The sequence below is a fragment of the Mesorhizobium sp. CA12 genome (assembly GCF_020165255.1).
Taxonomy (GTDB): domain Bacteria; phylum Pseudomonadota; class Alphaproteobacteria; order Rhizobiales; family Rhizobiaceae; genus Mesorhizobium.
Genome location: NZ_JAIUHT010000033.1, coordinates 1 through 11,041, shown reverse-complemented (window position 1 = coordinate 11,041; position 11,041 = coordinate 1). Strand labels below are relative to the sequence as shown.

At 65.0% G+C, this 11,041-nt stretch carries 10 protein-coding genes; all 10 read right to left on the bottom strand.

Features of this window, described 5'->3' with window-relative positions; translation table 11 throughout:
- On the bottom strand, positions 1-108 hold a 108-nt coding region (locus tag LB520_RS29445), incomplete at its 3' end, for a hypothetical protein (protein WP_224640210.1).
- A gap of 3 nt (positions 109-111) precedes the next feature.
- A complete protein-coding gene (nirD, locus tag LB520_RS28985; RefSeq protein WP_140846331.1) occupies positions 112-441 on the bottom strand; it encodes a nitrite reductase small subunit NirD in 330 nt (109 codons plus the stop codon).
- Positions 442-446: 5 nt separating this feature from the next.
- Entirely contained in the window at positions 447-2,897 is a 2,451-nt protein-coding gene (gene nirB / locus LB520_RS28980) for a nitrite reductase large subunit NirB (protein WP_224640209.1), read from the bottom strand.
- A gap of 16 nt (positions 2,898-2,913) precedes the next feature.
- Positions 2,914-4,215 carry an MFS transporter gene (locus tag LB520_RS28975; protein WP_224640208.1) on the bottom strand — a complete coding sequence of 434 codons (1,302 nt, stop codon included), beginning with the start codon at positions 4,213-4,215 and terminating at the stop codon, positions 2,914-2,916.
- A 64-nt stretch (positions 4,216-4,279) separates the two neighbouring features.
- Positions 4,280-4,495, bottom strand: coding sequence for a twin-arginine translocation signal domain-containing protein (locus LB520_RS28970; RefSeq protein WP_224640207.1), 216 nt, complete (start codon positions 4,493-4,495; stop codon positions 4,280-4,282).
- Between the two features lie 281 nt (positions 4,496-4,776).
- Entirely contained in the window at positions 4,777-6,003 is a 1,227-nt protein-coding gene (locus LB520_RS28965) for a CmpA/NrtA family ABC transporter substrate-binding protein (protein WP_224626926.1), read from the bottom strand.
- Positions 6,004-6,005: 2 nt separating this feature from the next.
- Positions 6,006-6,608: an ANTAR domain-containing response regulator gene (locus tag LB520_RS28960; protein ID WP_140727844.1), complete on the bottom strand. Its 603-nt coding sequence runs from the start codon at positions 6,606-6,608 to the stop codon at positions 6,006-6,008.
- Between the two features lie 137 nt (positions 6,609-6,745).
- Positions 6,746-8,077: an HlyD family type I secretion periplasmic adaptor subunit gene (locus LB520_RS28955; RefSeq protein ID WP_224640206.1), complete on the bottom strand. Its 1,332-nt coding sequence runs from the start codon at positions 8,075-8,077 to the stop codon at positions 6,746-6,748.
- Positions 8,074-9,801, bottom strand: coding sequence for a type I secretion system permease/ATPase (locus tag LB520_RS28950; RefSeq protein WP_224640205.1), 1,728 nt, complete (start codon positions 9,799-9,801; stop codon positions 8,074-8,076). The genes LB520_RS28955 and LB520_RS28950 overlap by 4 nt, the downstream gene beginning before the upstream one ends.
- Before the next feature lie 25 nt (positions 9,802-9,826).
- A partial coding sequence (locus tag LB520_RS28945) for a VCBS domain-containing protein (protein ID WP_224640204.1) occupies positions 9,827-11,041 on the bottom strand: 1,215 nt, incomplete at its 5' end.

The following is an 11,041-nucleotide window of genomic DNA, read 5'->3' as shown; positions in this document are numbered from 1 at the left end:
GGGGGCGCCGCGCACGGGCGTCGGGCCGGCCGCGGCGACCTCGGCGAGCACGCCGCAGCCCACCCCGCAATAGGGGCAGGTGGTCCTCACCTCGCGTGCTTCTTGCATGCCTCAGGCCGCTTTCGAGGCCAGCGCCTCGAGCGCGATGAACAACCGTTCGCCCTCGACCTTGACCGGGATAGTCCGGACCGAGCCTTCGTCGGCGCCAAGCGCCTTGCCTGTCTCCAGCGAGATCACCCAATTGTGCAGCGGGCAAGTCACGGCAGCGCCATGGACGATGCCCTGGCTGAGCGGCCCGCCCTTGTGCGGGCAGTGGTCGTCGATGGCAAACACCTTGTCGTCTGCCGTGCGAAAGACGGCGACCTTGCCTTGCGGTGTCGCAACGCAACGCGCACCGCGCGGCGGAATATCGGTGATGGAGCCGATGGCGATCCAGTTCATATTGGTCACTCCGCCGCCTCCGCGAACCCGACCGACGCCATCGGCCTGAACTCATGCTTGTCCTTGCCGGAGACGCGCTCCGACCACGGATCGACCTGGGCGAATTTTTGGCTGAAGACGAAGCGGTCGAAGAGCGTCCTGCGGCGCTCGGCATCGTCCAGGATCTGCTTCTTGATCTCGGCGGTGCCGATCCGCTTGGCCCATTTGTAGATGCGCTCCAGATAGCGGGCCTGCTCGCGATACATCTGGACGAGCGCCACGATCGCCTCCAGCGCCTCGTCCTCGGTCTTCACCAGCCCCAGCACTTCCGTGCCCTTGATGTCGAGGCCGGCGGCGCCCGCGAAGTGGATCTCGTAGCCAGAGTCGACGCACACCACGCCGACATCCTTGCAGGTCGCTTCCGCGCAGTTGCGCGGGCATCCCGACACCGCCATCTTCACCTTGGCCGGCGTCCAGGAACCCCACATGAACTTCTCGATACGGATGCCGAGCCCGGTCGAATCCTGCGTGCCGAAGCGGCACCAGTCCGAGCCGACGCAGGTCTTCACCGTGCGCAGGCCCTTAGCATAAGCATGTCCGGAGACGAAGCCCGCCTTGCCGAGATCGGCCCATACCGCCGGCAGGTCTTCCTTGCGGATGCCAAGCATGTCGATGCGCTGGCCGCCCGTCACCTTGACCATCGGGATATCGAACTTGTCGACCACGTCGGCGATGGCGCGCAATTCGCCGGCGCTGGTGACCCCGCCCCACATGCGCGGCACCACTGAATAGGTGCCGTCCTTCTGGATGTTGGCGTGCGCGCGCTCGTTGATGAAGCGCGACTGGTAGTCGTCGGCATATTGGTCCGGCCAATCGCAGACGAGATAGTAGTTGAGCGCCGGCCGGCATTTTGCGCAGCCGCAGGAGGTCTTCCACTCCAGCTCTTGCATGACGGCGGGGATCGTCTTCAGGCCCTTCGCCTTGATCAGACGCCGCACATCGTCATGGCCGAGGCTCGTGCAGCCGCACATGGGCTGCACCGCCGCCGGATTGTAAGCCTCGCCCAGCGTGAGTTTCAGCAGTTGCTCGACGAGACCCGTGCACGAGCCGCACGAGGCCGAGGCCTTGGTGTGGGCGCGCACGTCGTCGAGGCCGGTCAGCCCCTTGGCCGTGATCGCGCCGGTGATCTTGCCCTTGCAGACGCCGTTGCAGCCGCAGATTTCCGCATCATCCGCCAGTGCCGCAACGGCCGCCAAAGGGTCCGAGGAAACGCCTCCCTGGAACGCCTGGCCGAAGATCAGCGTGTCGCGCATCTCCGATATGTCGGTCGCCTTCTTCTTGAGGTCGTTGAACCACGCGCCGTCGGCCGTCTCGCCGAACAAGACGGTGCCGATGATGCGGTTGTCCTGCAGCACCACACGTTTGTAGATGCCGGCCGACGCGTCGCGCAGGATGATCTCCTCGCGGTCGTCGCCGTCGGCGAAGTCGCCCAGCGAATAAAGGTCGATGCCGGTGACCTTGAGCTTGGTCGGCGTATCGGAGTGGACGAAGTGCCTGTCCTCACTGTCCGTCAGTTTGGCTGCCACCACCCGTGCCATCTCGTAGAGAGGCGCGACCAGCCCGTAAACATGGCCGCCGACTTCGGCGCATTCGCCGAGCGCCATGATGGCGGGGTCGGAAGTCCGCATGCGGTCGTCGACGACGATGCCGCGATTGACCTCGAGCCCAGCCTCCTTGGCTAAAGCGGTGCTCGGCCGGATGCCGACCGCCATCACCACCAGCGTCGCCGGAATGATCGTGCCGTCCATAAGCTCGACACCCTCGACCTTGCCGTTGCCGACAATGGCCTTGGTGTTGGCCTTGGTCATGACCTTGATGCCGCGCGCCTCGACGGCTTTCTGCAAAAGGTAGCCGGCGGCGGGATCGAGCTGGCGTTCCATCAGCGTCGGCATGACGTGCAGCACGGTGACGTCCATGCCGCGCTCTTTCAGGCCGGCCGCGGCTTCTAGGCCGAGCAGGCCGCCGCCGATGACGACCGCTTTGGCGCGCGACTGCGCGGCAAGCAGCATGGCGTTGACGTCGTCGAGATCGCGGTAGCTGAGCACGCCGGGCAATTCCTTGCCCGGAACCGGAATGATGAAGGGAACCGAGCCGGTGGCGATGACCAGCCTGTCGTAGCTCTCGGTGACGCCGTGGTCCGAGGTGACGGTCTTGGCCTCCCTGTCGATGGCGACGATCCGGTGACCCTTGTAGAGGGTGATGCCGTGCTTGATGTACCAGCCGTCGCCATGGATGACGATTTCCTCGAACGCCTTCTCGCCCGAAAGCACCGGCGACAGCATGATGCGGTCGTAGTTCACGCGCGGTTCGGCGTTGAAGATGGTCACGGCGTAGCGGTCGGGCGCGGCTTCCAGCAGGTGCTCCAGCATCCTGCCCGGCGCCATGCCGTTGCCGATGATGACGAGTTTCTCGGTCATGTCGCTCTGCTCCGATCTATTCGGCGGCGTAGGAAAGGGATGCGTTGTTGACGGCGGCGGCGCGCTCCATCCGGCGGATGGTGACGTGCATCCAGACCAGGCAGGAGACGACGATGAGGAAGAGCAGCATGAAACAGCTCGACCAGACCCCGGTGAGATCGTTCAGCGCGCCGAAGGCGATCGGCAGGATGAAGCCGCCGAGCCCGCCGATCATGCCGACCACGCCGCCGACCGCGCCGACGCTCTGCGGATAGTAGGCGGGGATGTGCTTGTAGACGGCCGCCTTGCCGAGGCTCATGAAAAAGCCGAGCACGCAGGCGACGCCGATGAAGGCGAGCGGGCCGATCTCGAAATGGAAGGGGATCGGCCCGCCGATGCCGCGCACGACATAGTCTGCCGAGGGGAGAGACAGAACGAGTGTCGCGACGGCACAGACGCTGAAGGTCCAGTAGAGCACGGTGCGGGCGCCGATGCGGTCGGAAAGCACGCCGCCATAGGCGCGGAAGATGCTGGCGGGGATCGAATAGGCGGCGCCGATCATCCCGGCGGTGGCGATGCCGAAACCGTACACGCCGATCAGGTAGCGCGGCAGCCAGAGCGACAGCGCCACGAACGCGCCGAAGGAGAAGAAATAATAGAACGCGAAGCGCCAGACCCTCAGGTTCTTCAGCGGCGCGAATTCCTGCCAGAAGCTTCTTGCCGGCGCCGCCTTGCCGGCGCGGCGCTCGCGGATGACCGGATCGTCGCCGGTGGTGAACCAGAAGATGGCGGCCATGACGACCAGCGCCGCGGCCCAGATCAACGCCACCGACTGCCAGCCCCAGGCGAGCAGCACGAAGGGCGCCAGGAACTTGGTGACAGCGGCGCCGACATTGCCGACGCCGAAAATGCCGAGCGCGGTGCCTTGTTGTCCAGCCGGGAAGAAGCGCGAGACATAGGCGACGCCGACGGCAAAGGAGCCGCCGGCAAGGCCGACGCCGAGGGCCGCAAGCAGCATCTGACCGTAGGTGTGGGCGAAAGCGAGCAGGAAGGTCGCGATCGCCGCGGCGAGCATGGTCGCTGTGTAGACCAGGCGTCCGCCATAGCGGTCTGTCCAGACACCGAGCACCATGCGCACGAGTGAGCCGGTCAGGATCGGCGTGCCGACGAGCAGGCCGAACTCGGTCTCGTTCAGGCCGAGTTCCTGTTTGATGCGCACGCCGATGATGGAAAAGATCGTCCACACCGCAAAGCACACGGTGAAGGCGATGGTGGACATCACGAGCGCCTGCCTTGAAGCACTGTCCTGGCTGGGCGCGGCTGGGAGGTTTGCGGTCATCTTGAGCTCCGGTTTGCGGCGTGGGAGGCGCCGCTCGTTGTGTTGATCAGAGGCGTGGCATCGGTCAGCGGGGCGAGGCCGGGACTTGCGCGGTCACTTGCGGGCTTTTGCCTTCGGTTTGGTGATTGGCGGGAAACAGCAGGAGCGCGGCAGCAAAGAGCGCCGCGGTCAGCGCGCTGCTCGCCAGGAAATCGCGACGGGTGAAATCCTTGAGCAATGTTGTTGCGATCCGTTTGGTCATCGTCGTCTCCGGTCCAAAACGAAAAAAGCCGCCGTCCAAGCCTCGCGCGTCCGTACATCCGGGATCGCGCATTGACCTGAGCGGCAGCTTTGCCTGGGGCGCCCGCCATTGGACGCCTGTTCCATTGCCCGCGAACGGGCTCGATTATTTCAAAGCACGAAGCGTGCCAGTTTCGCTCGAAAGCTGAATTTCAAGGAAAATCAATGCAGTGGGAGTTTTGACCTTCAACCGGGCCGAGCGGCGACGCGGTCAAACATTGATCAATGGCACAGGCATTGCGCATAAATTTTGTGCAATGCACAAGAATGGCGCGCAAATGATCAGGCGCGCCGCTGGCCGGCAATATAGGCGTCTATCCGGTCCGGATCGAAGATCTGGCCGTCGAAAAATCCGTCGGGGCCAAGGACCAGGCTTGCGCCCGCGGAGCCGACCGGCGTTGCCATCCTCAGCGCGCCCTCCACCTTGGCATTGGCGCCTGGCAATGCGACGCCAAGCGGCCTCAACGCCGCGCGGTAGAGATCGGGCCGATAACAGTCGCGGGCGATGGCGAGGTTTTGCGGCGTATGCGGCAACTGCCCCCAACGCACCATCTGCGTGTAGAACCAGAGCGCATGGCTCTTCCAGGGAAAGTTGGCCGCCTTGTCGAAGGGCAGGAAGAAATCCTCGACGCGCCGTGCCGCGCCCCCGCCAAGTTGAAGCTGCCCGGTCAGGGCCGGCATCTGGATCGCCTCCGGCTGGCCAAGAAAGTCGGGCCGCGCCATCAGCGCCGCCAGCTCACCGCGGTGTGCCGGGTCCTGACACCAGCGGGCGGAATGATGCAGCGCCCTCAGCAGCGCCGCCAGCGCGTCCGGGTTCTGTTCGGCCCACATCTTGCGCACGCCGATCACCTTTTCCGGGCTGTTGCGCCACAGCAGCGCCTTCACGGTGACGATGTGGCCGGTGCCCGCCGCGACGGCGGCGCTGTTCCAGGGCTCGCCGACGCAATAGCCGTCGATGCGGCCGGCGGCCAATGCATCGGCCATGAAGGGCGGCGGCACGATGACAATCTCGATGTCGCGGTCGGGATCGACGCCGCAGGCGGCGAGCCAGTAGCGCAGCTCATAATTGTGCCCGGAATGCGGATGCACGACGGCGAAACGCAGCGGTTCGCGGCCGGCGGCCGCCCGCTCGCGGATCAGTGCGCCGAGCGCTGCTCCGGCGCGCGCCGGATCGAGGTCAGGTGCTGCGCCATGCGCCGCCATGCCTTGCCACACCGCATTGGAAACAGTGACGCAGTTGCCGCCGAGCCCGAGCGAGAACGGCACGATGGTCTCGGAAGCAAGCGGCGTGAGGCCGAGGCTGCAGGCGAGCGGCATCGGCCCGAGCATATGGGCGACATCGAAGTGGCCGATGGCGATGCGGTCGCGGATATTGGCCCAGGAGGTCTCGCGATGCAGCTTGAGCTCGATGCCCTCGAGCGCGGCAAAGCCCATCTCGCCGGCTGCGACCAGGACGGCGCTGTCGAAGAGCGGCATGAAGCCGGCGGTGATCTGATGCGCTGCCGACATGCTCATTCGCCCTCCAGCGGTCCCAGCAATCCCGCCGCCGTCACCAGGCTCTGGGCGATGTCGGCGATCTTGCGGTTCTGGTTCATGGCGGTCTTGCGCAGCAGCGCATAGGCCGCCTCCTCGCTTAAGCCCCGCGACTTCATCAATATGCCCTTGGCCCGGTCGATGACCTTGCGGTTCTCGAGCTCGCTGCGCGCCTCCTCCAGTTCGCGCGCCATACGCGAGAAAGCATTGAACCGGCTGATCGCCATGTCGAGGATCGGCTTGATGCGTTCCTTCTTCAGCCCGTCGACCACATAAGCGGATACACCGGCATCGACGGCTGCTTCGATCGAGGCCTGGTCGGAGCGGTCGACGAACATCGCGATCGGCCGCTTCACCACGCGCGACAGCTGGAACATGTTCTCCAGCATGTCGCGGTTGGGATTTTCGAGATCGATGACGATGACGTCCGGCTCGATCTCGGCGATGCGCCGGGCGATGCCGGCGACGTCATGGACGACCGTGACATGGCGATGGCCGGCGTCCCGCAATCCGGCCTCGATGATCGAGGCACGGATGCGGTTCTCGTCGATAACAAGGATGGTCAACGAACCGGCGGACATGCGCCTATTGTGCAGGCCGGGCGGAATTGTGCAATGCGGCAATCGACTGGGGTGGATCGCAAGCGCCCCCAATGAATGAACTGCTGCGCTATCGCGCCCAACCCTGTGTTGCGGCCAAGGGAGGTTGGCCGCCTTTCTCACTCCTCTCTGAAGGCGTGAGCAAAACTGTCGGCGACCGGCTGGAAGAGATACTCGAGCATGGTTCGCTTGCCTGTAACAACGGAGACCTCCACCGGCATTCCCGGATATAGCTTCACTTGCGGAAGCTTCTTAAGCTCATCGGCGCCCACCTCGACGGTCCCCCGGAAAAAAGTCGCGCCGCTGCGCTCGTCGATCTCTGCGTCGGCCGAAACACGGGTAAGGGCGCCCTTCACCGTGGGCGTGGTTCTCTGCTTATAGGCGACCAGCCGCACCGTCGCCGGCAGACCGGGGCGGACGATATCGATATCCAGGGGCTGAAGCTTGACGTCCAGCACCATCTTGTCCTGATCGGGAACGAGATCGAGAATAATCCCGCCGGGAGGTACAACTCCGCCCGGCGTGAAATATCGAAGGTTCATCACCGCCCCATCTTCCGGCGCAACGACATCGCGGCGCGCCGCGCGCGCGTCGGTCTTCTGAAGCGCCTTTTCGAGCTCGGAGCGTTTGGTCTGGATGTCACGAAGGTCCTCAGCCGCCTTCTTGATGTACGAAAGCCGGCCATTGTCGATCTGCGCATTGGCCTCGGCGATCTGCTGCCGCAGGCTTTCTATGTTCCCACGGTTCGACTCAGCCTCGCCTTGTGCTGCGATGATCTGCCGTTCGAGCTGGAGCACGCGGGACTTCACCCCATAGCCTTTCTTGAGAAGCGTGCGGGCGTCGGCCAACTCTTCCCGCAGAGACGGCAACTGGATCTCGAAGGCCGCAACTCTCGCAGCGAGCGCCGACATCTGGGCATGGTACTGGGCGATCCGCTGCTGCCAGACCTCGACCTCCGACGCCTGAACCTTGGCCTGGTCGCGGAAAATGCGCTCCTGACCGGCAAGTGCCTCGGCGACGGTCGGTTCGCTTCGCCGGGCCGACAGGTCTGCCGGGAACGGAATCGTGCTCAGGCCGTCGCGCTGCGCGATCAGGCGGGCTTCGCCGGCGAGCGCCGCATCGAGTTCACCGCGCACGGCATCGCGGTCGGATTCCGCGTCGAGCCCGTCGAGGCGGACCAGTATCTGGCCCTGCCTGACCTGGTCTCCTTCCCGGACCAGGATTTCCCGGATGATGCCGCCTTCCAGGTGCTGTACGGTCTTGCGGTTGCTGTCGACCTTCACCACCCCGGGCGCGACCGCCGCGCTCGTCAGCGGCGCGGTGGCTGCCCAGAGGCCGAAGCCGCCGAACAGCAGGCCGATGACGGCCAGGCCGCCGAAGACATGGGCGCTCACCGCCGGCCAGGCGGGCGGTGGCGGCGGCATTTCCAACGACAAGGTAGCTTCCGTCACGATCCGGTCCTTTCGGAGCTCACGACCCGAACCTGCGGCGAGGCGGACTGCTGCTCGGGACGGCGCAGTTGCGCAAGCACGCCGTCGCGCGGGCCGAACATCTGCGACTGGCCTTCGTTTAGCACCAGGACGCAGTCGACGTTCACCATCAGCGACGGGCGATGGGCGACGATCACCACGGTCGAACCTGCCTCCTTCATCGCGGCAATCGCCTGGTTCAGGGCTTCCTCGCCGACGGCATCGAGATTGGAGTTCGGCTCGTCCAACACCAGCAGCGCCGGACGGCGATAGAGCGCCCTGGCAAGCCCTATGCGCTGGCGCTGCCCCCCGGAGAGCACCGAACCCTGCTCGCCTATCTCGGTATCATAGCCATTTGGGAGCCTGAGGATCATCTCGTGCACGCCCGCCATCCGGGCGGCGGCCACGATCTCGGCCGGATCGCCTTGCTCCATGCGGGCGATGTTCTCGCGGACGGTTCCGGGAAAGAGTTCGACGTCCTGGGGGAGATAGCCCACATAGGAGCCGAAATCGGCGCGGTTCCAGGCAAACACGTCGACACTGTCGAGCCGAACCCGCCCCTGCTGCGGCGAAAGCATGCCGACGATCAGGCGGGCAAGCGTCGACTTGCCGGCGGCCGACGGCCCGATCACCGCAAGCACCTGGCCCGGCGGCACGGCGAAGGAGAGGTTCCTGAGCACGGGCTCCTTTGCGCCAGCCGGCATATATGTGACGGCGTCGACCGAGAGCTGCCCCTGGGGACGCGGCAATTCCATCCCCGGCGGGCGCAGCGACGGAGTCTCGAACAGCCGGTCCAGCCGGCGCCAGGCCTCGCGCGCCGCGGTGGTCTGCTTCCAGGTGGCGATAGCCTGCTCGACCGGCGCGAGCGCGCGCGACATGATGATTGACGCCGCGATCATGGCGCCGGGCGAGACTTCGTGGCGCAGCGACAGCCAGGCGCCGAGCCCCAGCACCGCGACCTGCAGGAACATCCGGAACGGCTTGGTGAATGCATTGATCAGGCCGGCCCAGTCGCTGGCAGTTGTCTGCAGCGCGAGCACGGACGCATTGGCCGCGTCCCAACGCCGGGCGAGCACCCCGCCCATGCCCATCCCGTCGATGACTTCGGCATTGCGGAAACCGGCATCCGCCGCTTGGTAGGCGCGCGCGGAAGCGGCGTTGGCCTGCTTGAGCGTGTTGGCCGTCAGCGCGTTGTTGGCAAGGGCGAGGCCGAACAAGATGATCGCACCGCCCAGCGCCAGAAGTCCGAGCAGGGGATGCAGCAGGAAGACGAAGCCGAGATAGAGCGGCATCCATGGCGCGTCGAACAGCGCCATGATGCCGCCGCCGCCAAGATAGCCGCGCAACGTGGCGAGGTCGCGCAGCGCCTCGGTGCGGTAGGAGGAGCCGCGCAACGCGTTCTCAAGCCCGCGGCCCAGCACCTGCGGCGACAGCATGCGGTCGATCCAGGTGCCGAGCTGCACCAGCAACCGGGAGCGGAAGAATTCGAGCGCGCCCATTGCAGCCAGCGCCGCCGTCGTAATCAGCGTCAGATAGACGAGCGTTTCCACGCTGCGTCCCGTCAGCACGCGATCATAGACCTGCAGCATGTAGATCGAGGTCGAGAGCACGAGCAGGTTGATGACGAAGCTGAACCCCGCCACCGCGGCGAAACCGCCGCGGCAGCGGGAGAGAGCAAGCTTTAGGGGAGAGAGGCCTTGCATCATCTTATCTGCCGCCCTCTGTCACTTTTCAGGCGCTCAGGTTGAAGTCGTTGGCAGTGAGCGTGGATACCCCCATCAGATGGATTTCAATGATGTGGGCTCCGCCCGCCACACTCTCGGCCGAGGTTCCGGTATTGGCATAGACGATCGTGTTGCCACTCCCGTCGCTCTGCCAGGCAACGGTATGAGCAGCCAGATTTCCACCCGAGACCGTGCCTGTTGCCGTTAGGCCAAGGGTGCTCGCAAAGTCGATGAAGTCGTGACTCGACACGCCCGTCCAGTGCTGGAAATCGAGAATGGTGTCGAAGGCCGCATGGGTTGACTCGCTCACCGCCTCGAACCGGAAATGATCGTCCCCGGCTCCGCCGCTCAACCAGTCGGCGCCGCCAAGGCCCTTGATCGTATCGTTGCCGCTTCCGCCGAAGATGTAGTCGACGCCGCTGGAGCCTGTCAGCCCGTCGGCGCCGGCACGACCGTCCGCGATGTTGGGGTTCGTGCTGCTGAGAACGATTCCGTCATCCCCGCTTCCGCCGCTGCTGCCGTTGCCGATCCAGACATTGAAAGTTAGCGGCGATGAGGAAGCGGCATGGTTGTCGGTCGCGGTAACTGTGAGCGTCCCGTTCAGTGTCTGCCCCGTAGGCACGTTGACAATCAGCGAGCCGTTGCTGGCAACGGAGACCGAGCCATTGCTGTTGAGGCCGGGCGTGAAAGTGCTCGTGAATGTGACGGTGTCCTGAGCATCGGGATCGGTCGAAACAAACGAGCCTAGGCTCGGAGCCTGTCCATCCGCCGATGGCGCCGAGCTTGGGACGAAAACCGGGGCGCTCGGCGCATGGTTGGTCACAGGCTCGTCGGCACCATTCACCGTGATGTCGATGACGTGGTCCGTGCCATCGGCCGACGTTACATGAATCTGATCATGCGGATGGTCCGCGGAGGTCAGCGCCTGAACGTTGGCGGCGCCATTGTTGAGCGTATAGACCCAGTTGCCGGCGGCATCGATGGTCAATGACCCGTATGTGCCCGCGATCGGATTGCTGCCGTTGTGCACCTGGAACGAACTCTGGCCTGCGTCAGGGTCGTTGACGGTCAGAGCACCGTTTACGGTCAGCACGGCGTCCTCGGTCACCGAACCGCTGCTGGTGCCGGTGATCACCGCCGCGTCATTGGTGCCGTGGATGGTGACGGTGAGCACCTTGCTGGTGCCGTCCGCGGTGGCCACCGTGATGCTGTCGGTATAGTC